Raw genomic sequence first — 24,769 nt, 5'->3', positions numbered from 1 at the left:
GAAGAATGTCTGAATTCTTTGCGCTACCACCAAACTTCGCCATAAGGCGCTTGAAATATCTCGGGCATTAGCCGGTAGTGTATACCCAACAGCATTCGGGTTGCAGACGGCGCATCCCAGCCGCGTATCGCGTACGTGGCTGGGGTGAATGAGAAAGCCAGGCCATCGGCAACATCATGAATGAAGGGGTATGACCGGGGTTAGAGCAGGAACATCATCTATGTTTGAAAAGCGTCACCGTATTACGCTGTTATTTAACGCCAACAAAGCTTATGACCGCCAGGTGGTTGAGGGTGTCGGCGAGTATCTGCAGGCCTCTCAGCTGGAGTGGGATATCTTTATTGAAGAGGATTTTCGGGCACGAATCGAAAACATCAAAGAGTGGTTAGGCGATGGCGTTATCGCCGACTATGACGATCCCGAAATCGAAAAGCTACTGGCCGATGTCAACGTCCCCATCGTCGGCGTCGGCGGCTCTTATCATCAGCCAGAGCAGTACCCGCCGGTCCACTATATCGCCACGGACAACACCGCGCTGGTGGAAAGCGCCTTTCTTCATCTGAAGGAAAAAGGGGTACACCGCTTCGCGTTTTACGGACTGCCCACCTCCAGCGGTAAACGTTGGGCGGTAGAGCGTGAGTATGCCTTCTGCCAGCTGGTGGCGAAGGAGAAGTACCGCGGCGTGGTCTACCAGGGGCTGGAGACGGCGCCGGAAAACTGGCAGCACGCGCAAAACCGGCTCGCCGACTGGCTGCAAACGCTGCCGCCGCAAACCGGCATTATCGCCGTCACCGACGCGCGCGCCCGCCACGTCCTGCAGGCCTGCGAGCTGCTGCATATCCCGGTGCCCGAGAAACTGTGCGTTATTGGCATCGATAATGAGGAGCTGACCCGCTACCTCTCGCGCGTCGCCCTCTCCTCCGTCGCCCAGGGCACCCGCCAGATGGGTTATCAGGCGGCAAAATTGCTCCACCGGCTGCTGAATAACGAGGCGCTCCCGCTGCAGCGCCAGCTGATCCCGCCGATGCGCGTCGTTGAACGACGTTCCACCGACTACCGGTCGTTAAACGATCCGTCCGTGATTCAGGCGATGCATTACATTCGCAACAACGCCTGTAAAGGCATCAAGGTGGAGCAGGTGCTCGACGCCGTCGGCATTTCACGTTCCAACCTGGAGAAACGCTTTAAAGAGGAGGTCGGGGAGACCATCCACACGGTGATCCACAGCGAGAAACTGGAAAAGGCGCGCAGCCTGCTGGTATCCACCAGCCTGTCGATCAATGAAATTTCACAGATGTGCGGCTACCCGTCGCTGCAATATTTCTATTCGGTGTTTAAGAAAGAGTACGACGTGACGCCGAAGGAGTACCGTGACCGGCACAGTGAAGTCATGATGTAGAGAGCAAAGAAAAATGCCCGGGCTTGCGCGCCGGGCATGAATAATCACGTAGATAAGCACATTACATGTGCGCGGCAATTAACCGCTGGTTATCCTGATACATCGCGAAGAGATAGTTGTTGTAGCTCGACCCTCTGGTCGAATAGCCCTTCAGCTTATGAATCATGGTACTAGCCGTTACTTCCTGATCCGCCTTGCGCAGCTGCAGGCGCGATTTGCGGAAAGAGGAATAGGCCGGGTGGGTGTTCAGGTTTGTGACGTAAGCCTGCACCGACTGCTCCACCGACTCAAACTGCGAGTAGCCTTTCATCGCGCCGCGGCAGCGACCAGCGCCGCACTTCATGCCAAACAGATTGTTGTTCTCACGCGCCAGCTTGGAAGTACCCCAGCCACTTTCCGCCGCCGCCATGGTCGCGACCATGCTGTTCGGAATAATGTCGACACGCTCAAGTAGCGTGTTCCAGGGCACATGACGCGTATTGCCTGACCACTTCACCTTATAACGTGTCGCGATGTCTTTCAGGCGCGCCTTTTCGCTCGGCGACCAGCGAGCATCGTACTGCTTGGATACAAGCCAGTTACGATCCGCAGTAATCGCCTGATTCTGCTTGGTAATATAAGGCATGACCGTCCGGAGAAACGCTTTTTTCCTTGGTGTTCCGGAAGGGTATTTTCGCAAGTCAGGAAGTGAACTGCTCTTTACACTATTGCGAGAATACTCTTGTTTACTGCTTACCTTAGTACTACTTATCTTCTTAACCGTTGGGGCTTTATGACTCTTTGTTGCTGTGTGCGTTGTTGCCAACACACTACCTGAAAAGACGCAGGTTAGTAACATAAGTATGGCGGCCCCATATCGTCGTATGGGATTCGATATCATCAGGTCTCCTGGTCGGATATATGCATTCCAACACCTTGTTTTTCACAAAAAAACGATAGCTGAATCGCTAATAGTATCAAAAATACGCACTGAGAGCATCAACAGAAATAGTCCAATTCCGAATTGCTGTCATCTGAAATCGGTTTCTGCGCCGCATCGCTAGCGCGAAAATGCTAGCTTCGTCTCATTTTTAGCCTATTTTTTGAGCGGTGTCACTCACCCCTTTTCATCCTCCTGGTAAAACGTCCGCCGGGAGGAGTTCACTCGCGCGACAACAAGGCACACTAGCTAAAAACCGCTCAAGGATCCCGCAATGAAACTCGCTGCGCTTGCCACGTTATTCGTGCCTGGGATGGCCTTTGCCGCCTGGACTACCGCCGACTTCCCTGCTTTTACCGAAGAAGGGACGGGTCGCTTCATCAGCCAGAAAGTGGTTGAGAAGGGTACACGTCCCCTGCAGCTAAATTTTGACCAACAGTGCTGGCAGCCTTCCGGCGGCATTAAGCTCAACCAGATGCTCTCCATGGAACCCTGTCGCGGCACGCCGCCGCAATGGCGCATCTTCCGCCAGGGTCTGTATACCCTGGAAGTGGATACCCGCTCCGGCACGCCGACGATGATGATTTCGCTGGAAGAAAAAGAGGCCAGCGCCGCGGCGCCGCAGATCCGCCAGTGTCCGAAGTGGGATGGAAAACCTCTCACCCTCGACGTCAGTAAAACCTTCCCCGAGGGCAGCAAAGTTCGCGATTTCTACAGCGGCAATGTCGCGACCGTCAGCGGCGGCAAAATCACGCTGCAGCCCGCCTTCGGCAGCAATGGTCTGCTGCTGCTCGAGCGCGCCGAGACGGCCGCGCCGGCGCCGTTCGACTGGCACAACGCCACCGTCTACTTCGTCCTGACCGACCGCTTCGTGAACGGTAATCCGGCCAACGACAATAGCTATGGCCGACACAAAGACGGCATGCAGGAGATCGGCACCTTCCACGGCGGCGACCTGCAGGGATTAACCAGCAAGCTGGATTATCTGCAGCAGATGGGGGTCAATGCCCTGTGGATCAGCTCCCCGCTCGAGCAGATCCACGGCTGGGTCGGCGGCGGGACGAAAGGCGATTTTCCACACTACGCCTACCACGGCTATTACACCCAGGACTGGTCGAAACTGGACGCCAATATGGGGACCGAAGCCGATCTCCGTCGGCTGGTGGATGAAGCGCATAAGCGCGGAATACGTATTCTGTTCGACGTGGTGATGAACCATACCGGTTACGCCACCCTGGCCGACATGCAGGAGTTCCAGTTCGGCTCTCTGTATCTGCAAGGGGATGAGCTGAAAAAAACCCTCGGCGAGCGCTGGACGGACTGGAAGCCCGGCGCGGGCCAGACCTGGCACAGCTTTAACGACTATATCAACTTCAGCGATAAAGCCGGGTGGGAGAAATGGTGGGGCAAGAAGTGGATCCGCACCGATATCGGCGATTACGACAACCCGGGCTATGACGATCTCACCATGTCGCTGGCCTTCCTGCCGGATCTGAAAACCGAATCGAAGGAGGCATCGGGCCTGCCGAACTTCTACAGCCATAAACCGGACACTGCGGCGAAAGCGATCCCGGGCTATACGCCGCGCGACTACCTGACGCACTGGCTGAGCCAGTGGGTGCGCGACTACGGCATCGACGGCTTCCGCGTCGATACCGCTAAACATGTGGAGATGGACGCCTGGCAGCAGTTAAAAACCCAGGCCACCGCCGCGCTGGCGGAGTGGAAGAAAGCTAATCCGGATAAAGCGCTGGATGCGGCGCCGTTCTGGATGACCGGCGAAGCCTGGGGACACGGGGTGATGGAGAGCGATTACTATCGCCACGGTTTTGATGCGATGATCAATTTCGATTACCAGGACCAGGCGGCGAAAGCGGCTAACTGCATGGCCAACATTGACCTCACCTGGCAGCAAATGGCGGACAAGCTGCAGAGCTTTAACGTCCTGAGCTACCTCTCCTCGCACGATACGCGCCTGTTCCGCGAAGGCGGCACCACGGCGGCAGAGCTGCTGCTGCTGGCCCCTGGCGCCGTGCAGATCTTCTATGGTGACGAGTCGTCGCGCCCGTTCGGCCCCACCGGCTCGGACCCGCTGCAGGGCACCCGTTCAGAGATGAACTGGCAGGATGTCAACGGTAAAGCGGCCCGCAGCGTTACCCACTGGCAGAAGATCGGCCAGTTCCGCGCGCGCCATCCGGCGATCGGTATGGGCAAACAGACAACGCTGTCGATGCCGCGGGGTTACGGATTCGTGCGCGAGAGCGGTGAAGACAAAGTGATGGTCATCTGGGCCGGACAACAGCAGTAAAGCAGGAGTGACTCCCTGCCCGGCGGGGAGCCAGTCAGCACAATACGCTGATAAAAAATCGATTCACAGGATAAAAACAAAAACACCCCCCTTCCCTTCGATTTGCACCACGCTGGCGCTGGCGTTATGGTTAGCCACTTTCCAGAACCACCGACAGACGATTCGCGATGACATTTTCCCTTTTCGGCGACAAATTCACCCGTCATTCAGGCATTACCCGCCTGATGGAAGACCTTAATGACGGTCTGCGCACGCCGGGCGCTATTATGCTGGGCGGCGGCAACCCCGCTCAGATCCCGGAGATGAATGACTACTTCCAGCAGCTGCTCTCCGACATGCTGGATAATGGCAAAGCCCTTGATGCGCTTTGTAATTATGATGGTCCGCAGGGCAAAAGCGAGCTGCTGAGCCTGCTGGCGAAGATGCTGCGCGACGAGCTGGGCTGGGAGATCGAACCACAGAATATTGCGCTAACAAACGGCAGTCAGAGCGCATTTTTCTACTTGTTTAATCTGTTCGCAGGCCGTCGGGCAGATGGCACCACCCGTAAGGTGCTGTTCCCGCTGACGCCGGAATATATCGGCTATGCCGATGCCGGCCTGGAAGAGGATCTGTTCGTTGCCACCCGGCCGAATATCGAACTGCTGCCGGAAGGCCAGTTCAAGTACCACGTTGATTTTGAGCATCTGCAGGTGACGGAAGAGACCGGGATGATCTGCGTCTCGCGTCCCACCAACCCGACCGGCAACGTCATCACTGATGAAGAGCTGATCAAACTGGATGCGCTGGCGAATCAGCATGGGGTCCCGCTGGTGATTGATAACGCCTACGGCGTGCCGTTCCCGGGCATTATTTTCAGCGACGCCCGACCGCTGTGGAATCCGAACATCGTGCTGTGTATGAGCCTGTCCAAGCTGGGCCTGCCGGGCAGTCGCTGCGGGATTATCATCGCCAACGAGAAAATCATCACCGCCATCAGCAACATGAACGGCATTATCAGCCTCGCGCCCGGCGGTATCGGGCCGGCAATGATGTGTGAAATGATTAAACGTCAGGATCTGCTGCGCCTGTCAGAGACAGTGATCAAACCCTTCTATTACCAGCGGGTGCAGGAGACCATCGCCATTATTCGCCGCTATCTGCCGGAGGAGCGCTGCCTTATTCACAAACCGGAGGGGGCGATCTTCCTCTGGCTGTGGTTTAAGGATCTGCCGATCTCCACCGAGCTGCTGTATCAGCGGCTGAAAAAGCGCGGCGTGCTGATGGTGCCGGGGGATTTCTTCTTCCCGGGACTCGATAAACCGTGGCCGCATACCCACCAGTGCATGCGCATGAACTATGTGCCGGACCCGCAAAAAATCGAGGCCGGGGTGAAAATTCTCGCCGAAGAGGTTGAATTCGCCTGGCGCGAACAGGAAGCCTAATCCCTGACGCCGCTGACGGGAAACGCCCGTTAGCGGACCCGCTCACGCCAGCGCCAGCCGCTGGCGTTTTTGCGCGCATAGCGCCTCCAGCTCCGCGGGAGCCATCACCCGCAGCGCCTGCGTCGGGCAGGCGGCTACGCAGGCCGGCCCCTCGGCGCGGTGGTGACATAAATCGCATTTCAGCGCCTGCTGGTTCACCACCGTGACGGTCATTGCGCCGTACGGGCAGGCCACCATGCAGCTTTTACAGCCGATGCAGCGGCGCTGATCGACCCACCAGACGTCCTCCTCCCGACGAATCGCCCCCTGCGGGCAGACGCTGGCGCAAGGCGCATCCTCGCACTGCCGACAGGCCGTCGCCGTTGATATCTCGCCGCTTTTCACCACCCGGATACGCGGCGTGAAATGGCCTGTCGACAGCATGGAGAGATCCTGCGCCTGCTGGTGCGCCACCGCGCAGGCCACTTCACAGGTACGACAGCCAATACACTGCTGGGCATTGGCAATAAGCAACCGGTTCATCCTCTGCTCCCTGGGGATAAAACCGCAGGGTGCCAGAATAATCCCTGCCCGCGCTTTGATCCTGAATGGAATCAGCGCTGTTTTTAGTCAGATGGCATGCAGGATGTGGTCATTTGCCTGACGCTTCACGCACCGGGAAACCCAGCTCACGCGAGATCGCCTCCGCGGTTTCACGCAGCGGCACGTTCTTTTCGCCTGCTCTCCGGCACGAAGCCCGCCGGGGAGCAGGCGTTAATGATTAAAGAAACAATGCCTTATCGCGCAGGATATGATCGTTGCCGCGACGACGGGTGTAGCCAATCCGATCGAAATACTCGAGGATCTGGATCGCCAGCTTCCGCCCTACGTTTAAGGTATCGCGAAAATCCGCCGCGCAGGTTGAGCCGCGCAGCTGATCCAGCTCGCGCACCCGCTGGGCGAACTGCACAATGCGATCGTTGCGGTAGTAACGATCTTTGACGATCGCGGTAATCATCCCCTGCTGCGCCGCCTGGCGCAGCACCGCGCGCATCAGGGACTCTTCAACATGGACCTCGCGCGCGAGATCGCGCACCCACCAGGGATCATCGCCGAACAGGGTCTCCACCTTCCGCCAGACCGCCTGCTGCTCGTCGGTAAACCCGGCTTTATGCTCGGGCAGATGCAGCCAGCCGTGATGGCTGTGGACTAATCCGCTCTCGCGCATCTGCTCAATCAGCAGCAGCACCAGCGCTTCCTCTTCCATCGGCAGCGCGATGCGGCGCAGGCGCTCCCGGCCAGGGCCCGGCTCGTCGCGATGCTGCTCATGGTAGCGCGCCAGGGCATCCAGCAATTTTCGCTGCCAGCGGGCGGCAAGCGGCGCACTAAGCAGGCGCTGTCCGGCCTGCAGATAGTCCGGTCGCTGGATCAAGGCCGCCATTCCGGCTTCACTCAGCTGCCGCGCCCAGGCGAAGCGCTCAAGCCGGACGGCGTCCCGCTGCAGATGCAGCTCCAAGGCCTGCGCATCGTCAGCGCCGACCGCCGCCAGGGCGTGAAGCCACTGCAGATACTCCGGTTTACGCTTGCCGCGGCGCGGGGGATCCAGCGTCACCACCCGTGCGCCGGCCAGCGTCAAGCGAGCGGAGATATCGCGGAGCACCAGCCGGTCGTTATCCGCCAGCCACAGCGGAGTATCCAGCACCAGCTCCGCCAGGCCGCCCTCCAGGAGCGACACCCGGCCGGTGATGTGGCTGGCAGCGTGGTGAATATGCAGCGGCTGCCACTGGCTGAGCGGCGTATGGCACTGCAGTTCGACAATCACCCGCTCTGCAGGCTCCGGCGGCGGTGAAGAGAGCAGCCAGTCACCGCGGTGCAATGCCTCTTTCTGCGCATCGCCGACAATATTCAGCGCAATGCGCTGCCCGGCGTGCGCCTGCTCAACCGCTTGATTCTGGGCATGCAGGCCGCGGACGCGCATCGGCGCGTTGACGCCGGTGAGCCACAAAGTATCCCCGACCCGAACTTCGCCGGAGAGCGCCGTCCCGGTGACCACCAGCCCCGCCCCTTTGACGGTAAAGGCGCGATCCAGCGCCAGGCGAAAACGCCGCTGCTGTGGATGGGGGCGCTCCGCAAGCTGCAGCAGATGGCTGCGCAGTTCGGCAATACCGATGTTATCCACCGCGGCGGTGGGGAAGAAAGCGGCGGCGTCAAAGCCCAGTTCGCGCAGGGTCTGCTCGACCTCCGCCTGAACCTCCGCCACCCTGGCGGCCGCCACGCGGTCCGTCTTGGTGAGCGCTACCGTCAGCGTCGGCTTTCCGGTCAGCTGCAGGATCGCCAGGTGTTCGCGGGTTTGCGCCATCACGCCGTCATCGCAGGCCACCACCAGCAGCGCATGGTCGATCCCTCCCACCCCCGCCAGCATGTTGGACAAAAACTTTTCGTGCCCGGGCACGTCAATAAACCCCAGCACCCGCCCGTCCGGCTGCGGCCAGTAGGCATAGCCGAGATCGATCGTCATTCCCCGCGCTTTCTCTTCCGGCAGACGATCGGCATTCACGCCGGTTATCGCCTGCAGCAGCGTCGTTTTGCCGTGGTCAACATGTCCAGCGGTGGCAATAATCATCGTAACAACATCTCCATAAACCGGGTTTCATCTTCCAGACAGCGCAGGTCCAGCCAGAGCCGACCGTCATAAATGCGGCCAATCACCGGGCACGGCAGCGCGCGCCAGCGGGCCGCCAGCGCCTCCAGCCGGCTGCCGCGGCCGTCATGCGGGGTAAAGGTCAACGCCGCGCCAGGCAGACGGTCGACAGGTAACGAGCCGCTGCCAATCTGCGACTGGCAGGCTGCCACGTTGACGGCAAAATCAGCATAGTGTGCCGCCAGGGCAGGCTGCATGCGTTCAGCCTGCCGGCGGATTTCGTCCGCCGGGCGGGTGAGCAGGCGCAGCGTCGGTAAGGTGTCCCGCAGCGCTTCCGGATGCTGATAGAGGCGCAGCGTGGCTTCCAGCGCCGCGAGGGTCATTTTATCCGCGCGCAGGGCCCGCTTCAGCGGATGGCTTTGCAGGCGGGCAATCAGCGCGCGTTTGCCGACGATAATTCCGGCCTGCGGGCCGCCGAGCAGTTTGTCGCCGGAGAAACTGACCAGGCTCACCCCGGCGGCGATCATCTCCTGCGGCATCGGCTCCTTCGGCAGGCCATACTGACTGAGATCCACCAGCGACCCGCTGCCCAGGTCGGCCACCACCGGGACGTCCAGCTCGCGGCCGATGACCGCCAGCTCCGCTTCGTCGACGGCTTTGGTAAAGCCTTCAATGCTGTAGTTGCTGGTGTGGACCTTCATCAGCAGGGCGGTATTGTCATTCACCGCCTGGCGATAGTCTTTGGCATGGGTGCGGTTGGTGGTGCCCACTTCGTGCAGTTGACAACCCGCCTGGCGCATCACGTCGGGGATGCGGAACGCCCCGCCGATCTCCACCAGCTCGCCGCGGGAGACCACCACCTCCCTGCCGCTGGCGGTAGCCGCCAGCATCAGCAGAACGGCCGCCGCGTTGTTGTTCACGATACAGGCATCTTCCGCGCCGGTGATCTGGCACAGCAGATCGGCAATGGCGCGATCGCGATGGCCACGCCCGGCGTCGTCGAGATCATATTCGAGCGTCACCGGCGCGCGCATCGCGCTGGCGACCGCCTCCACCGCCGCCTCAGCCTGGATGGCGCGCCCGAGATTGGTGTGCAGCACCGTACCGGTGAGATTAAACACCGGACGCAGGGCGCTCTGCCTTCTGGCGGTCAGCCGCTGCGCGCAGGCGCTCAGCCAGTCATGGCTCCAGTCAGGCAGTGTCTGACACTGGCGGATCTGTTCCCGCGCCTCGTCCAGCATCTGGCGCAGTTGCGTCACCACCTGCGAATGGCCGTGCTGCGTCAGCAGGGAGGAAAAAGCGGGGTCGCGGAGTAAGCGGTCAATGGCCGGAAGCCGGGTATAAAGCGCACGAATTTCGGTAGTCATCAATGGGCCTGGCGGTAAGTTATTTTCCCCCCTCCCGACGGGAGAGGGAGTCAACAATCAGCGGCGATTGTAACGCCTCCTTGCGCAAACTGTTACCTGTCTGGGTCAAGTCCGCGGCGGTTCGGTGCGCGCAAAGCTGGCGCGCTGGAACAGCGCATCCACCAGCTTCACCAGCTGCGGCCGGGTGGCGCACCAGCCCGGCGCCACCCGGCGAAAGTTCAGGTAGGCGATGGCGCAGGCCGTGGAGATGGTCGCCAGATTGACCTCGTCGCCGCGCAGCGTCCCGTCCGCCGCGCAGGCTTCCAGCCTGTCGAGGCCGCGCGCCACTTTCTCCCGCTGGCGGAGCAGCTCTTGCTCTGACTGTTGGGCCGCGGGGCGAGCCTTTTCGCGCACCAGCGCCTGGGCGGCCTCCATCACCCCATCCGCCAGCGCCTCTAGCTGGCGCATCCTGAGAGCGGCTCTGGGATCGGCGGGGATCATCGGCGGCGCCACGCCCAGCAGCTCGAGATACTGGGCGATAACCGGGGAGTCAAACCAGCATTCGCCGTCATCCGTCACCAGCGCCGGCACTTTGCCCAGCGGGTTATAGCGCGCCACGCCGTTGCTTTCGCTGTAGGGGGATTCGTTGACAAACTCAAAAGGGATGCGCTTTTCCAGCAGGATCACCGATATTTTGCGCACAAAGGGACTGGTGTAGCTGCCGATCAGTTTCATAGCCTGCTCCTTATCGCCAACAAAGATATGAGTATGGCTCAGGGCGAGGTAAAAGGCAGGTGAGCCTCCCGCTCAACCTGCCGCCGATCGCATTAATGGTCGAGATAGAGGTAGTGCATCCAGCTGGTCATGCGCAGCAGCACTTTACGCATCACCGAAACGTGAGCGAAATGGTCGGAGTAGACCGCCACCTGAGCGTAGATGCCATCGGGTAGCGCATCAATTTCGGCATTCGGATCGAGCTCGATGGTCGCCAGCACGCCATCGCTGCCCGGCGTCACGGTCAGCGACTGCAACGCCCCCTGCGCCTGATAGGTCCCCCCGGGCACCACCGGTAAAATGCTCACCAGTTTACCGTGGAACACCTGTCCGGGCAGGGCATTAAACACCGCTTCCGCGTCGTCGCCCTTCTCCAGCCTTAACAGCGAATTTTGCCTGAACTGGGCGACGATCAGCCGTTTTTGCTCAGGGATAAACACCATCACCGGCCGCAGCGGCAGCGAGGCGGCGTAGGTCCCCGGACGGATCAACACCTGAGTGATATACCCATCGCTGGGCGCCCGCACGGTGGTCTGATCGAGATTATATTTCGCCTCCGCCAGCTGGGCGCGCAGGCTGGCCACTTGCGACTGTTCGCCGTTGATCATGCTATCCAGCTGGCTCTGGATCTGCGCCTGCTCCGCCACCGACGCCTTGACCAGCGCGTCCTGGGCCAGATAATTCTGCCTGGCGTTATCGATGTCGCTTTCCGAGAACGGATTCACCCGCGCCTGGCTGCCTTTCAGGTAGCGCTGATAGTCCTTGTATAAGCGATCGCGTTCCGCCGACACGCGGGTGGTGTTGGCCTGGGCTTCAGAGAGCTGCGCCTTGAGGGTGTTAATACTGTGCAGCGCTGTCACCAGGTCGGCCTGCAGGCGATCGACCCGCGCCTGGTAGCGCGCCGGGTCAATGGTAAATAACACCTCGCCCTTTTCGACGCGCTGATTCGCTTTGTCTGTGACGCTGCTGACGACCCCGGTCACCTGCGGCGTAATAGGAATAGATATTACCGCCTTTTGCGCCAGAAAGGTGTAAGGGTGGTTATAGTTCATTAATAAAATAAGCGCGCTAACAATAAATACGCCCCCCAGCGCCGCGGTGGGAACCGTCCATTTATTAACCGGTATTTTGAAGATTTTAAATATCGACCAAGCGATGGCCACGTAGGTCAAAATGATCAACAGATCCATAGTTTATTTCTCCGCCGCAGCGGTGGACTGTGGCCGCTGGATGGCCGCCACCTGATGTTCAAGGTCGCTCAGTCGTTGGCGAAGCTGTTGTATATCCGTCTCTTTTTCAGGTTCGTCGGGGTCCGTATTCGCCTTATGCTGCATGCCCCAACCGCGCTCAGGCCGGTACAGCGTGGCCCATATCCATAAAAACGGCCAGATGACGTGGAGCGTAAAAAGACTGACCCATCCGGCGACATGAATAGCATCGGAATGGGGGTGGTTGCGTTTTTTGGCAATCAAATAAGGAATATCGTGAATAATGATAATCCCATAAAAAATGACCAGAAAAACGAAGATCAGAACGCCCAGCGCAAAATAATTGAGAAACATAATTCCCTCGGCTTTACGCTAATAATTTATATAAATTTTAATCACGGCCCACTGATATCCGGACCGCTGATTTGAGCATAATTCACCCCTTTCATTTTTGCCATCCGGCGGAAAAAAGTTATTTAACAAACATGGTTGCTTAGTTACAGCGCCGCCTCGCCCTGGCCGCAAAACCGGGCCGAGATCACAGCGGCAAAAATCCACCGTGAAATTCTTTGTGATCAAAATCACAAACAAACAACAAAAACACGAAACAAAATTGTGACAAATATCACACAAAAACGCAGATTAGCGGCAAAAACGGCGGTCTGTTGTTTTTTTACACAGCCATTATGTGATCGCAATCACTACAAAACCCGCTCCGCCCCCTATATTCATGTGATCTAACTCACACTTAAGGGCGCTGGCTGGACAGCTAAACGATTCAGTGCCAGATTTCGCACTATCAATCAGGGCCCGGCTACCTCTGCCGCCACATTAACAACAAACCTCGGGCTTTTAGCCTGCGCGATACGCAAAACAGAAGAAGGGGTGTTTTATGTCATCCGATATCAAGATCAAAGTGCAAAGCTTTGGTCGTTTTCTCAGCAATATGGTGATGCCGAATATCGGCGCGTTTATCGCGTGGGGTATCATCACCGCGCTTTTCATTCCGACAGGGTGGTTGCCAAACGAAACGCTGGCGAAGCTGGTCGGTCCGATGATCACCTACCTGCTGCCGCTGCTGATCGGTTACACCGGCGGTAAATTAGTCGGCGGCGAACGTGGCGGCGTGGTCGGGGCGATCACCACCATGGGCGTTATCGTCGGCGCGGATATGCCGATGTTCCTCGGCTCCATGATCGCCGGCCCGCTGGGCGGCTACTGCATCAAGAAATTCGATAACTGGGTAGACGGTAAGATCAAATCCGGTTTTGAAATGCTGGTGAATAACTTCTCCGCCGGCATCATCGGGATGATCCTCGCCATTCTCGCCTTCCTCGGCATCGGCCCGGCGGTAGAAGTTCTGTCGAAAATTCTGGCGGCTGGCGTTAACTTCATGGTGGCGCACGACATGCTGCCGCTGGCGTCTATCTTCGTGGAACCGGCAAAAATCCTGTTCCTCAATAACGCCATCAACCACGGTATCTTCTCGCCGCTGGGTATTCAGCAGTCCCACGAGCTGGGTAAATCCATCTTCTTCCTGATTGAAGCTAACCCGGGTCCGGGGATGGGCGTTCTGCTGGCGTACATGTTCTTTGGCCGCGGCAGCGCTAAACAGTCTGCAGGCGGGGCGGCTATCATCCACTTCCTGGGGGGTATCCATGAAATCTACTTCCCGTACGTGCTGATGAACCCACGTCTGATCCTGGCCGTTATCCTCGGCGGGATGACCGGTGTCTTCACCCTGACCATCCTCAACGGCGGTCTGGTCTCTCCGGCTTCCCCGGGCTCTATCCTGGCGGTGCTGGCGATGACGCCGAAAGGGGCCTACTTCGCGAACATCGCAGCCATTATCGCCGCGATGGCGGTCTCCTTCGTCGTCTCTGCGGTTCTACTCAAGACCAGCAAAGTCAAAGAAGAAGACGATATCGAAGCCGCGACCCGTCGTATGCATGACATGAAAGCGGAATCCAAAGGCGCCAACCCGCTGGCGGCTGGCAATGTCACCAACGACCTGAGCCATGTGCGTAAAATCATCGTCGCCTGCGACGCCGGGATGGGCTCCAGCGCCATGGGCGCCGGGGTACTGCGCAAGAAAGTGCAGGATGCCGGCCTGAGCAACATCTCGGTCACCAACAGCGCCATCAATAACCTGCCGCCGGATGTTGACCTGGTGATCACCCACCGCGACCTGACCGAGCGCGCCATGCGCCAGGTACCGCAGGCGCAGCATATTTCGCTGACCAACTTCCTCGACAGCGGTCTGTACACCAGCCTGACCGAGCGTCTGGTGGCGGCCCAGCGCCACATCGACAACGAAGTTAAAGTCACCGATAGCCTGAAAGACAGCTTTGATGATACGGACAAAAACCTGTTCAAGCTGGGTGCGGATAACATCTTCCTCGGTCGCAAAGCGGCCACCAAAGAAGAAGCCATTCGCTTCGCCGGCGAGCAGCTGGTGAAAGGCGGCTACGTCGAGCCGGAATATGTGCAGGCGATGCTGGACCGCGAAAAACTGACCTCGACCTATCTCGGCGAGTCCATCGCGGTGCCGCACGGCACCATCGAAGCGAAAGACCGCGTGCTGAAAACCGGCGTCGTCTTCTGCCAGTACCCGGAAGGGGTGCGCTTTGGGGAAGATGAAGACGATGTTGCCCGCCTGGTGATCGGCATCGCCGCCCGCAACAACGAGCACATTCAGGTGATTACCAGCCTGACCAACGCGCTGGATGACGAAACGGTGATTGAGCGCCTGGCGAAAACCACCAGCGTCGACGACGTACTGGCGCTGCTGAATAAATAATCAGCGCTATCCAACCCTCTCCTTTGGGAGAGGGTTGGGGTGAGGGAAAAAGCCTCACCCCAGCCCTCTCAGGTAAAAACATTAATTGAAGGTTAATACTATGAAAGCATTACATTTTGGCGCAGGTAATATCGGACGTGGCTTTATCGGTAAACTGCTGGCTGACGCGGGCATCGACCTGACGTTTGCCGATGTCAATCAGACCGTACTTGATGCCCTGAATGCCCGTCATAGCTACCAGGTTCACGTCGTTGGCGAAAATGAGCAGGTGGATACCGTCTCCGGCGTGAATGCCGTCAGCAGCATTGGCGACGAGGTAGTGGAGTTGATCGCCAGCGTCGACCTGGTGACCACCGCCGTCGGTCCCGTCGTTCTTGAGCGCATCGCCCCGGCCATCGCCAAAGGGCTGGCGAAGCGCAAGGCGCAGGGCACCGAACGCCCGCTGAACATTATCGCCTGCGAAAACATGGTGCGCGGCACCACGCAGTTAAAAGGCCACGTATTTAACGCCCTGGCGGAGGAAGATAAGGCCTGGGTGGAAACCCATATCGGCTTCGTCGACTCCGCCGTTGACCGTATTGTGCCGCCATCGGCGTCCGCTACCCATGACCCGCTGGAAGTCACCGTGGAAACCTTCAGCGAATGGATCGTCGATAAAACCCAGTTCAAGGGCGAACTGCCGACCATCCCGGGAATGGAATTAACTGATAACCTGATGGCATTTGTCGAACGCAAGCTCTTCACCTTGAACACCGGGCATGCTATAACCGCCTACCTCGGAAAACTGGCGGGCCACCAGACGATTCGCGACGCGATACTCGACGAGAAAATTCGGGCCGTCGTGCAGGGCGCGATGGAGGAGAGCGGCGCGGTGCTGATCAAACGCTACGCCTTTGACCCGCAGAAGCACGCGGCTTATATCCAGAAAATTCTTGGCCGTTTCGAGAACCCGTACCTGAAAGACGATGTCGAGCGCGTAGGCCGTCAGCCGCTGCGCAAACTGAGCGCCGGCGACCGTTTAATTAAGCCGCTGCTGGGTACGCTGGAATACGGCCTGCCGCACCGCAATCTGGTGAAAGGGATTGCGGCGGCGATGCATTTCCGTAGCGAAGACGATCCGCAGGCGCAGGAGCTGGCGACACTGATCGCCGACAAAGGGCCGCAGGCCGCGCTGGCGCAGATTTCCGGCCTTGACGCGGCAAGCGATGTCGTCGCGGAGGCCGTTAACGACTATAACGCGGTAAAATGATGCACAACCTGGCGCGGCCGACGTCGCGCCCATTACGACTCCTGTCAGATATGCAGGCAATGATGGAAGAAACACAAGCATTTGAAAACCGTGTGCTTGAGCGTCTGAATGCTGGCAAAACCGTACGAAGCTTCCTGATCGCCACCGTCGAGCTGTTAACGGAAGCGGTCAATATTCTGGTGCTTCAGGTGTTCCGTAAAGACGACTACGCGGTGAAATACGCCGTCGAGCCCTTGCTGGAGGGCAGCGGGCCGCTCGGCGATCTCTCAGTACGCCTGAAGCTGATTTATGGCCTTGGGGTGATAAGTCGTGCCGAATATGAAGACGCCGAGCTGCTGATGGCCCTGCGCGAAGAGCTTAATCACGACGGCAATGAGTACAGCTTTACCGACGACGAAATTATCGGTCCGTTCGGCGAACTGCACTGCGTCGCCGCCCTGCCGCCAACGCCGCAGTTTGATGACAGCGACGCCGAACTGCTGGCAATGCAGAAACTGCGTTACCAGCAGATGGTGCGTTCAACGATGGTGTTGTCCCTGACTGAGCTGATTTCACGAATCAGCTTAAAAAAAGCCTTCCAGAAATCAACGCTCTGACTCCGGCTCCGTCTGGTCGCAGGTCGGCCGGTAAAGCTGACGATAATATTCCAGACGCTGCAGAAACAACGCTTCCTTATCCTGAGGGATATCTCGCGGTACATGCTGCAGCCGCGGAGACTTTTTCAAATACTCCATAAACGCCTGACTGGAAGCCATAAAATCAACCGCTTTGTCGATTAAACGTGGTACGCCGTCGCCGATCTTTGCCATCACGTCCTCCTTTTGGGAATAATCTGATTAAGCATTAGCCAATTCACCGGCGTGGGTTAAGGAAAACGTGCTTATCTGCCGACAGGCTTCACAGAAATGAAATTAGCGCGGGTATCGGAAGGAATAATTATAAAATTCAAATTATTAGCAGATTAAGGTATCGTATTCTGACGGCGATAAACGGCGAATTTTTGATAAATAGCTATCAACAATAGCGGTCACGGCACATACTATAGGCGAATGAAGCCCCTTTATTAACAGATCAAATCACCATGAAAGAAGTCGAAAAGAATGAAATCAAACGTCTGAGCGATCGTCTCGACGCCATCCGCCACCAGCAGGCCGAGCTGTCGCTGGTGGAAGCTGCCGATAAATACGCGGAGCTGGAGAAAGAAAAAGCCACTCTGGAAACGGAGATTGAACGTCTGCGTTCCGTCCAGAGCCAGAAGCTGAGCAAAGAGGCGCAGAAGCTGATGAGCCTGCCGTTCCGCCGCGCGATTACCAAAAAAGAGCAGGCCGATATGGGCAAGCTGAAGAAAAGCGTCCGCGGCCTGGTGGTCGTCCATCCGATGACCGCCCTGGGCCGGGAAATGGGCCTGAAAGAGATGACCGGTTTCGCCCGCAGCGAATTCTGATCCCCAGCCCTCTCCGTTCGGAGAGGGTTATTCTGTCCTACCCCCCTTTTTCGTTCCCTGCCCGGCCGATTGGTCCAACCAATAATTTTATCTACCCCCCGGCAGTTCACAAATCCATCAAAATACATCACAAACCCGTTGCCTAAGAGTAACATCTGGTTAACCATTCGTTGTCATCAACCCTGCTATCCCTAATTGGCCGGGCCAATTTTACCTACGACGGGTCGGCAAAGAGCGCAGACTCAGCCCACCCGTCCTGGCGGCCCGATGGAGACCCTGCATGAATCTCTGGCAACAAAACTACGATCCCGCCGGTAATATCTGGTTATCCAGTCTTATCGCATCGCTACCGATTCTGTTTTTCTTTTTTGCGCTGATAAAGCTCAAACTGAAAGGCTATCTCGCCGCTACCTGGACCGTTGCGATCGCCCTGGCCGTCGCATTGCTGTTCTATAAAATGCCGGTGGACCGCGCCCTGGCCTCGGTGGTGTATGGCTTTTTCTACGGACTGTGGCCCATCGCCTGGATTATTATTGCCGCAGTCTTCGTGTATAAAATCTCGGTGAAGACCGGACAGTTCGACATTATCCGCTCGTCGATCCTGTCGATTACGCCTGACCAGCGCCTGCAGATGCTGATCGTCGGCTTCTCGTTCGGCGCCTTTCTCGAAGGGGCGGCGGGATTTGGCGCGCCGGTGGCGATTACCGCGGCGCTGCTGGTCGGCCTCGGGTTTAACCCGCTGTATGCCGCAGGCCTGTGCCTGATCGTCAACACCGCGCCGGTGGCCTTCGGCGCGATGGGCATCCCGATCCTGGTGGCCGGTCAGGTGACCGGTATCGACAGCTTCGCCATCGGCCAGATGGTGGGCCGCCAGCTGCCGTTCCTGACCATTATCGTGCTGTTCTGGATCATGGCGATTATGGACGGCTGGCGGGGCATCAAAGAGACCTGGCCGGCGGTGATGGTCGCAGGCGGCTCGTTCGCTATCGCCCAGTACCTCAGCTCTAACTTCCTTGGCCCGGAGCTGCCGGACATCATCTCATCGCTGGTCTCCCTGGTCTGCCTGACCCTGTTCCTCAAACGCTGGCAGCCGGTGCGCATCTTCCGCTTTGGCGATATCGGCGCCTCGCAGGTGGATATGACGCTGGCCCGCACGCGCTACACCGCGGGACAAGTGATCCGCGCCTGGTCGCCGTTCCTGTTCCTGACCGCCACCGTGACCCTGTGGAGCGTGCCGCCGTTCAAAGCGCTGTTCGCACCGGGCGGCGCGATGTATGACTTCGTCATCAATATTTCGGTGCCGTTCCTCGACAAAATGGTCGCCCGCATGCCGCCGGTGGTCAGCGCCGCGACGCCTTACGCCGCCATCTATAAGTTTGACTGGCTGTCGGCAACCGGCACCGCCATTCTGTTCGCCGCCCTGCTGTCCATCGTCTGGCTGCGCATGAAGCCGAAAGACGCGCTGACCACCTTCGCCGGAACGCTGAAGGACCTGGCGCTGCCGATCTACTCTATCGGCATGGTGCTGGCGTTCGCCTTTATCTCCAACTACTCCGGGCTGTCGTCGACCCTGGCCCTGGCGCTGGCCCATACCGGCCACGCGTTTACTTTCTTCTCGCCGTTCCTGGGCTGGCTGGGGGTATTCCTGACCGGTTCGGACACCTCGTCTAACGCCCTGTTCGCCGCGCTGCAGGCAACGGCGGCGCAGCAGATTGGCGTCTCCGATATCCTGCTGGTCGCGGCCAATACCACCGGCGGCGTCACCGGCAAGATGATTTCCCCGCAGTCGATCGCCATCGCCTGCGCCGCGGTAGGCCTGGTGGGTAAAGAGTCGGATCTGTTCCGCTTTACCGTCAAACACAGCCTGATCTTCACCTGCATGGTGGGTCTGATCACTACGCTGCAGGCCTACGTTTTAACCTGGATGATACCGTGATAGTGATGCCTAAACGCCTGGCCGACGACGTGGCGCGTCGCGTCCGGGCGCTGATTGAAGAACAACAGCTGGAGGCGGGCATGCGACTGCCCGCCGAGCGCCAGCTCGCCGCTCAGCTCGGCGTCTCGCGCAATTCCCTGCGCGAAGCGCTGGCGATGCTGGTCAATGAAGGGGTGCTGCTGAGCCGTCGCGGCGGCGGCACTTTCGTCCGCTTTCAGCATGAGCCGTGGTCGGAGCAAAACATCGTCCAGCCGCTGAAGACGCTGCTGGCCGATGACCCTGACTACAGCTTCGACATCCTCGAGGCCCGCCACGCCATCGAAGCCAGCACCGCGTGGCACGCGGCGATGCGGGCCACCGACGCCGATAAAGAAAAAATACGCCTGTGCTTTGAAGCGACCCAGAGCGAAGACCCGGATATCGCCTCGCAGGCGGACGTCCGCTTTCATCTGGCCATCGCCGAAGCCTCGCATAACGTGGTGCTCCTGCAAACCATGCGCGGCTTTTTCGACCTGCTGCACTCCTCCGTCAAGCAGAGCCGTCAGCGGATGTATCTAGTGCCGCCGGTTTTTGCCCGCCTGACCGAACAGCACCAGGCCGTCATGGAGGCGATTGTCGCCGGCGACGCCGAGGCGGCGCGCCAGGCGATGATGGCCCACTTAGGTTTTGTCCACGCCACCATTAAACGTTTTGATGAAGACCAGGCCCGCCAGGCGCGAATTACCCGCCTGCCCGGCGATGCTATTGATAATTCCAGGGAGAATTCGTGATGATTATTTCCGCCGCCAGCGACTATCGCGCCGCCGCCCAGCGTATCCTGCCGCCGTTCCTGTTCCACTATATCGACGGCGGGGCTTACGCCGAACATACCCTGCGCCGCAACGTCGAGGACCTTTCCGACGTGGCGTTGCGCCAGCGTATTCTGCGCAATATGTCGGATCTGAGCCTCGAGACCACCCTCTTCAACGAGAAGCTGGCGATGCCGACGGCGCTGGCGCCGGTGGGGTTGTGCGGAATGTACGCCCGCCGCGGCGAAGTGCAGGCCGCCGGCGCAGCGGATGACAAAGGCATTCCGTTTACCCTCTCCACCGTTTCAGTCTGTCCGATCGAAGAGGTCGCCCCGACCATCAAGCGGCCGATGTGGTTCCAGCTGTATGTTCTGCGCGACCGCGGCTTTATGCGTAATGCGCTGGAGCGCGCGAAGGCGGCGGGTTGTTCAACGCTGGTCTTTACCGTCGATATGCCGACTCCCGGCGCCCGCTACCGCGACGCCCATTCCGGCATGAGCGGCCCGAACGCCGCCCTGCGCCGCTACTGGCAGGCGGTCACCCATCCGCAATGGGCATGGGACGTTGGCCTCAACGGCCGTCCGCACGATCTGGGGAATATCTCCGCCTATCTCGGCCAGCCGACCGGCCTGGAGGATTACATCGGCTGGCTGGCGAATAACTTCGATCCGTCGATTTCATGGAAAGACCTCGAGTGGATCCGTGATTTCTGGGACGGACCGATGGTGATCAAAGGGATCCTCGACCCGGAGGACGCCCGCGACGCGGTGCGCTTCGGCGCCGACGGCATTGTGGTCTCCAACCACGGCGGCCGCCAGCTTGACGGCGTGCTCTCCTCCGCCCGCGCCCTGCCGGCGATTGCCGACGCGGTGAAAGGCGACATTACCATTCTCGCCGACAGCGGCATCCGCAACGGTCTCGACGTCGTGCGCATGATCGCCCTGGGCGCCGACAGCGTACTGCTGGGCCGCGCTTACCTGTACGCCCTGGCGACCCACGGCAAGCAGGGGGTGGCGAATCTGCTGAATCTGATCGAGAAAGAGATGAAGGTGGCGATGACCCTGACCGGCGCAAAAACCATCGCGGACATTAGCCGTGATTCGCTGGTGCAGAACGCGGAGGCGCTGCAGACCTTCGATGCGCTGAAGCAGCATAACGCGGCATAAGCTGCGCCGTTTTGCTCTCCCCCTCCCCCTCTCCCTCAGGGAGAGGGCCGGGGTGAGGGTTGACCAAATATCTGCTATTCTGCCCCCCGCAATTAAGGGGGCAGTATGCTGAACATCGTGTTATTCGAACCAGAGATCCCGCCGAACACCGGGAATATTATCCGCCTGTGCGCCAACACGGGCTTCAGTCTGCATATCATTGAGCCCATGGGCTTCACCTGGGACGATAAGCGCCTGAGACGCGCCGGACTGGACTATCACGAGTTCACCGCCGTGCAGCGCCACGCCGATTACGCGACGTTTATCGCCAGCGCGCAGCCGCAGCGTCTGTTCGCCCTGACCACCAAAGGTACGCCGGCGCACAGCGCGGTGAGCTATCAGGATGGCGATTTCTTGATGTTTGGTCCGGAAACCCGCGGTCTGCCGGCCAGCATCCTTGATGCCCTGCCGCCGGAGCAGAAAATTCGGATTCCGATGATGCCAGACAGCCGCAGCATGAACCTGTCAAACGCGGTGTCGGTGGTGGTGTACGAGGCCTGGCGGCAGCTGGGGTATCCAGGCGCCGTGCTGCGCAGCTAACTGACCCCTTCCCGGATGGCGGCGCACCGCGCCTTATCCGGGCGACATGCTGGCGGGCAGAGACCGTAGGCCCGGTAAGCGCAGCGCCACCGGGCAAGACGTTAAATCCCGTCGCCGTACTCGAAAGTGTGGTGGATGCCGTTGAAATGCTGATCCATATCCATCGCCGGCTTGTCGCTCTCCGGCTTGCCGACGATACGCGCCGGCACGCCTGCGGCGGTGGTGTGCGGCGGAACCGGCTGCAATACCACCGAACCGGCGCCAATCTTCGCCCCACGCCCGACTTCGATATTGCCGAGGATTTTCGCCCCGGCGCCAATCATCACGCCTTCGCGAATTTTCGGGTGACGGTCGCCGCTGGTTTTACCGGTACCGCCGAGGGTGACCGACTGCAGTATAGAGACGTCATCCTCAATCACCGCCGTTTCGCCAACCACAATACCGGTGGCGTGGTCGAGCATAATCCCGCGGCCGATTTTCGCCGCCGGGTGGATATCCACCTGGAAAGAGACGGACACCTGGTTTTGCAGGAAAATCGCCAGCGCACGCCGGCCCTGAGTCCACAGCCAGTGGCCGATACGATAGGCCTGCAGGGCATGGAAACCCTTCAGATAGAGCAACGGCGTCGAGTATTTATCCACCGCCGGGTCACGCGTGCGCACCGCCTGAATATCGCAGGCCGCCGAGGCGATCATTTCCGGGTCGGCGGCGTAGGCTTCTTCCACCACTTCGCGAATGGCGATAGCCGGCATAATCGGGGAAGCCAGCTTATTGGCCAGCATATAGCTCAGCGCGCTGCCCAGATTTTCATGCTTGAGTAGCGTTGCGTGGTAAAAACTGGCGAGCATTGGCTCACAGTCCGCCAGAGCCCGGGCTTCGGCTTTAATATTATTCCAGACGATATCCAGTTCTTCACACGGCATTGCATACTCCAGGCGATATGGTAATGACCTGCCAGTTCTGCGCTGGCAGGGTCATTCAGGTGACAAAGGAAAGCTAATTGCTGCTGCGCTCGTCCTTGCGGGCGCGACCCAATAAGGTCAATGCTGCCTCGCGCGCAATTTTTCCGCAATACAATACCTGATAAATTTCCTCGGTTATTGGCATTTCGACACCTAAACGCTGTGCCAGAACGCGAACTTCCTTGGTATTGCGGTAGCCTTCAACCACCTGGCCAATCTTTTCCTGGGCGCTTTGCACGTCCATCCCCTGGCCGAGCATCATGCCGAAGCGACGGTTACGGGACTGGTTGTCGGTGCAGGTGAGCACCAGGTCACCGAGACCGGCCATGCCCATAAAGGTTTCCGGGTCGGCGCCCAGCGCCGCGCCAAGGCGAGACATTTCCACCAGGCCACGGGTAATCAGCGCCGTCCGCGCATTGGCGCCGAAGCCGATGCCGTCCGACATCCCCGCCCCGATGGCGATGACGTTTTTCACCGCGCCGCCGAGCTGGACGCCGATAAAGTCCGGATTGATGTAGACGCGGAAGCTCTTGCCGCAGTGCAGCAGGTGCTGCAGGTCCTCGGCAAACTGCGGATCCGTCGCCGCCAGCGAAATCGCCGTCGGCAGGCCGGCGGCCAGCTCTTTGGCGAAGGTTGGCCCGGAGATCACCGCCAGCGGGATATCATCGCCCAGCGCTTCACGCGCCACGTCCTGCAGCAGACGACCGGTTTCGGCCTCGAGACCTTTGGTCGCCCATACCAGACGCACGTCAGGACGCATCAGCGGTTTAATCTGGCGTAACACTTTACCAAACACATGGCTTGGCACCACCACCAGAATATCGCGGCTGGCGGCCAGGGCGGTGGCCAGGTCGCTTTCAAGATGCAGCGTATCCGGGAAAGGCACATCGGGAAGGAACGCGGCGTTGCAGCGATCGTGCTGCAGCGTCGCGATATGTTTCGGGTCATGGCCCCAGAGCACAACGTGGTGGCCATTTCTTGCCAGGGTGATGGCAAGAGCGGTGCCGTAAGAGCCGGCACCGATCACAGTCATTGCAGCATTAAGTGCGTTCATCAGGCATCCTGATGTTGTTCTGCACCTTCGCCAGCCTGCTGCTGCAGATAGTTCATAAACAGCGCATCGAAGTTCACTGGCGCAAGGTTAAGTTGCGGGAAGGTACCGCGGGAAACCAGGCTGGTGATGCACTCGCGCGCGTACGGGAACAGAATGTTCGGGCAGTATGCGCCAAGGCAGTGCGCCATCTGGGTGCCTTCGATGCCGTCGATGGAGAAAATACCGCCCTGCTGTACTTCGCAGAGGAACGCGGTCTCTTCGCCCAGCGCGGCGGTCACGGTTACACGCAGCACCACTTCATAAACGCCTTCAGCCAGCTGGGTGGAGGCGGTATCCAGATCAAGTTTAACTTCCGGCTGCCAGTCTTTCTGGAAAACTTGCGGCGCGTTCGGCGCTTCAAAAGAGATATCTTTGGTATAGATACGCTGGATCTGGAAGGTCATTTCGGTGCTGTTTTGTTCTGACATAGTAAAACCCTTTCGTGTTGTCCTTAAATACGCGCTTCCGGCAGGGAAAGCGCGCAAAAATTAGCGCAAGAGGGGATCAAGTCCACCACGTGAATCAAGCGCATACAAGTCGTCACAGCCGCCAATGTGCTGCGCATCAATAAAAATCTGCGGAACCGTCGTCCGTCCGCTGCGCTGGATCATCTCCTCACGCTTCGCGGCATCGCCATCGATCGGCAACTCATGGAACGTTACGCCTTTGCTGTTCAGCAGCGCTTTCGCGCGGATGCAGAACGGGCAGGTCGCTTTGGTGTAGATCTCAATATTGGCCATGACTTCACTCCTGT

At 59.0% G+C, this 24,769-nt stretch carries 23 protein-coding genes and 1 pseudogene; 11 read left to right on the top strand and 13 right to left on the bottom strand.

Annotated elements, in window-relative coordinates:
• Positions 1 to 220 precede the first annotated feature (220 nt).
• Entirely contained in the window at positions 221 to 1,399 is a 1,179-nt protein-coding gene (gene xylR / locus ABLV52_RS08870; RefSeq protein ID WP_023291336.1) for a D-xylose utilization transcriptional activator XylR, read from the top strand.
• Between the two features lie 61 nt (positions 1,400 to 1,460).
• Here the strand turns inward: xylR and ABLV52_RS08865 are convergent, their stop codons facing one another.
• Positions 1,461 to 2,279 (bottom strand): protein bax, encoded by an 819-nt coding sequence (locus tag ABLV52_RS08865; RefSeq protein ID WP_060589859.1) that lies wholly within the window; start codon positions 2,277 to 2,279, stop codon positions 1,461 to 1,463.
• Positions 2,280 to 2,592: 313 nt separating this feature from the next.
• Between ABLV52_RS08865 and ABLV52_RS08860 the strand changes: the two genes are divergently transcribed.
• Both ABLV52_RS08860 and avtA read left to right on the top strand, forming a co-directional pair.
• A complete protein-coding gene (locus ABLV52_RS08860; protein ID WP_044525030.1) occupies positions 2,593 to 4,626 on the top strand; it encodes an alpha-amylase in 2,034 nt (677 codons plus the stop codon).
• Positions 4,627 to 4,793: 167 nt separating this feature from the next.
• A complete protein-coding gene (gene avtA / locus ABLV52_RS08855) occupies positions 4,794 to 6,050 on the top strand; it encodes a valine--pyruvate transaminase (protein WP_023291339.1) in 1,257 nt (418 codons plus the stop codon).
• 42 nt (positions 6,051 to 6,092) lie between these two features.
• Here avtA and ABLV52_RS08850 read toward each other — a convergent pair whose 3' ends face one another.
• The 7 genes and pseudogenes from ABLV52_RS08850 to ABLV52_RS08820 all read right to left on the bottom strand — a co-directional run bounded on the left by ABLV52_RS08850 (position 6,093) and on the right by ABLV52_RS08820 (position 12,352).
• Positions 6,093 to 6,572, bottom strand: coding sequence for a 4Fe-4S dicluster domain-containing protein (locus ABLV52_RS08850; protein ID WP_348890284.1), 480 nt, complete (start codon positions 6,570 to 6,572; stop codon positions 6,093 to 6,095).
• 109 nt (positions 6,573 to 6,681) lie between these two features.
• Positions 6,682 to 6,777, bottom strand: a pseudogene (locus ABLV52_RS08845) (IclR family transcriptional regulator); the annotation flags it as partial.
• A 33-nt stretch (positions 6,778 to 6,810) separates the two neighbouring features.
• Entirely contained in the window at positions 6,811 to 8,652 is a 1,842-nt protein-coding gene (gene selB / locus ABLV52_RS08840; RefSeq protein ID WP_023291341.1) for a selenocysteine-specific translation elongation factor, read from the bottom strand.
• Positions 8,649 to 10,037: an L-seryl-tRNA(Sec) selenium transferase gene (gene selA, locus ABLV52_RS08835; RefSeq protein ID WP_348890283.1), complete on the bottom strand. Its 1,389-nt coding sequence runs from the start codon at positions 10,035 to 10,037 to the stop codon at positions 8,649 to 8,651. Before selA ends, selB begins: the two co-directional genes overlap by 4 nt.
• 105 nt (positions 10,038 to 10,142) lie before the next feature.
• Positions 10,143 to 10,751, bottom strand: a complete 609-nt coding sequence (locus tag ABLV52_RS08830; protein ID WP_004152043.1) for a glutathione S-transferase — start codon at positions 10,749 to 10,751, stop codon at positions 10,143 to 10,145.
• A 92-nt stretch (positions 10,752 to 10,843) separates the two neighbouring features.
• The gene (locus ABLV52_RS08825; protein WP_023291343.1) at positions 10,844 to 11,980 is read right to left on the bottom strand and encodes an HlyD family secretion protein; all 1,137 of its coding nucleotides are present in this window, start codon (positions 11,978 to 11,980) and stop codon (positions 10,844 to 10,846) included.
• Positions 11,981 to 11,983: 3 nt separating this feature from the next.
• The gene (locus ABLV52_RS08820; protein WP_023291344.1) at positions 11,984 to 12,352 is read right to left on the bottom strand and encodes a DUF3302 domain-containing protein; all 369 of its coding nucleotides are present in this window, start codon (positions 12,350 to 12,352) and stop codon (positions 11,984 to 11,986) included.
• Between the two features lie 538 nt (positions 12,353 to 12,890).
• Between ABLV52_RS08820 and mtlA the strand changes: the two genes are divergently transcribed.
• From mtlA to mtlR, 3 genes are all read left to right on the top strand, one after another.
• Positions 12,891 to 14,798: a PTS mannitol transporter subunit IICBA gene (gene mtlA, locus ABLV52_RS08815; protein WP_023291345.1), complete on the top strand. Its 1,908-nt coding sequence runs from the start codon at positions 12,891 to 12,893 to the stop codon at positions 14,796 to 14,798.
• A 100-nt stretch (positions 14,799 to 14,898) separates the two neighbouring features.
• Positions 14,899 to 16,047, top strand: a complete 1,149-nt coding sequence (gene mtlD, locus ABLV52_RS08810; protein ID WP_023291346.1) for a mannitol-1-phosphate 5-dehydrogenase — start codon at positions 14,899 to 14,901, stop codon at positions 16,045 to 16,047.
• Positions 16,047 to 16,643 (top strand): mannitol operon repressor MtlR, encoded by a 597-nt coding sequence (gene mtlR, locus ABLV52_RS08805; RefSeq protein WP_002922401.1) that lies wholly within the window; start codon positions 16,047 to 16,049, stop codon positions 16,641 to 16,643. The genes mtlD and mtlR overlap by 1 nt, the downstream gene beginning before the upstream one ends.
• On the opposite strand, the gene ABLV52_RS08800 is transcribed toward mtlR, so the two are convergent.
• The gene (locus tag ABLV52_RS08800) at positions 16,632 to 16,856 is read right to left on the bottom strand and encodes a hypothetical protein (protein WP_002922402.1); all 225 of its coding nucleotides are present in this window, start codon (positions 16,854 to 16,856) and stop codon (positions 16,632 to 16,634) included. The genes mtlR and ABLV52_RS08800 overlap by 12 nt on opposite strands.
• Before the next feature lie 272 nt (positions 16,857 to 17,128).
• Here ABLV52_RS08800 and ABLV52_RS08795 point away from each other — a divergent pair, with 272 nt between their 5' ends.
• The 5 genes from ABLV52_RS08795 to trmL all read left to right on the top strand — a co-directional run bounded on the left by ABLV52_RS08795 (position 17,129) and on the right by trmL (position 21,960).
• Positions 17,129 to 17,491, top strand: coding sequence for a YibL family ribosome-associated protein (locus ABLV52_RS08795; protein WP_002922410.1), 363 nt, complete (start codon positions 17,129 to 17,131; stop codon positions 17,489 to 17,491).
• A 280-nt stretch (positions 17,492 to 17,771) separates the two neighbouring features.
• Positions 17,772 to 19,427 carry an L-lactate permease gene (lldP, locus tag ABLV52_RS08790; RefSeq protein WP_044525040.1) on the top strand — a complete coding sequence of 552 codons (1,656 nt, stop codon included), beginning with the start codon at positions 17,772 to 17,774 and terminating at the stop codon, positions 19,425 to 19,427.
• Positions 19,424 to 20,197: a transcriptional regulator LldR gene (gene lldR, locus ABLV52_RS08785; RefSeq protein WP_004205041.1), complete on the top strand. Its 774-nt coding sequence runs from the start codon at positions 19,424 to 19,426 to the stop codon at positions 20,195 to 20,197. The genes lldP and lldR overlap by 4 nt, the downstream gene beginning before the upstream one ends.
• Positions 20,197 to 21,381: an FMN-dependent L-lactate dehydrogenase LldD gene (gene lldD / locus ABLV52_RS08780; protein ID WP_004205042.1), complete on the top strand. Its 1,185-nt coding sequence runs from the start codon at positions 20,197 to 20,199 to the stop codon at positions 21,379 to 21,381. The genes lldR and lldD overlap by 1 nt, the downstream gene beginning before the upstream one ends.
• Before the next feature lie 105 nt (positions 21,382 to 21,486).
• The gene (trmL, locus tag ABLV52_RS08775) at positions 21,487 to 21,960 is read left to right on the top strand and encodes a tRNA (uridine(34)/cytosine(34)/5-carboxymethylaminomethyluridine(34)-2'-O)-methyltransferase TrmL (RefSeq protein WP_180264128.1); all 474 of its coding nucleotides are present in this window, start codon (positions 21,487 to 21,489) and stop codon (positions 21,958 to 21,960) included.
• A 101-nt stretch (positions 21,961 to 22,061) separates the two neighbouring features.
• Here trmL and cysE read toward each other — a convergent pair whose 3' ends face one another.
• From cysE to grxC, 4 genes are all read right to left on the bottom strand, one after another.
• Positions 22,062 to 22,883: a serine O-acetyltransferase gene (gene cysE / locus ABLV52_RS08770; protein WP_002922426.1), complete on the bottom strand. Its 822-nt coding sequence runs from the start codon at positions 22,881 to 22,883 to the stop codon at positions 22,062 to 22,064.
• A gap of 73 nt (positions 22,884 to 22,956) precedes the next feature.
• Positions 22,957 to 23,976, bottom strand: coding sequence for an NAD(P)H-dependent glycerol-3-phosphate dehydrogenase (gpsA, locus tag ABLV52_RS08765; protein WP_348890282.1), 1,020 nt, complete (start codon positions 23,974 to 23,976; stop codon positions 22,957 to 22,959).
• The gene (secB, locus tag ABLV52_RS08760) at positions 23,976 to 24,443 is read right to left on the bottom strand and encodes a protein-export chaperone SecB (protein WP_002922428.1); all 468 of its coding nucleotides are present in this window, start codon (positions 24,441 to 24,443) and stop codon (positions 23,976 to 23,978) included. The genes gpsA and secB overlap by 1 nt, the downstream gene beginning before the upstream one ends.
• A 60-nt stretch (positions 24,444 to 24,503) precedes the next feature.
• Complete coding sequence (gene grxC, locus ABLV52_RS08755; protein WP_002922429.1) at positions 24,504 to 24,755, bottom strand: glutaredoxin 3; 252 nt, start codon at positions 24,753 to 24,755, stop codon at positions 24,504 to 24,506.
• Between the last annotated feature and the right edge of the window lie 14 nt (positions 24,756 to 24,769).

It is taken from the genome of Klebsiella sp. GB_Kp056 (assembly GCF_040064755.1).
Taxonomy (GTDB): domain Bacteria; phylum Pseudomonadota; class Gammaproteobacteria; order Enterobacterales; family Enterobacteriaceae; genus Klebsiella; species Klebsiella quasipneumoniae.
This window is presented reverse-complemented; position numbering and strand designations above follow the sequence as displayed.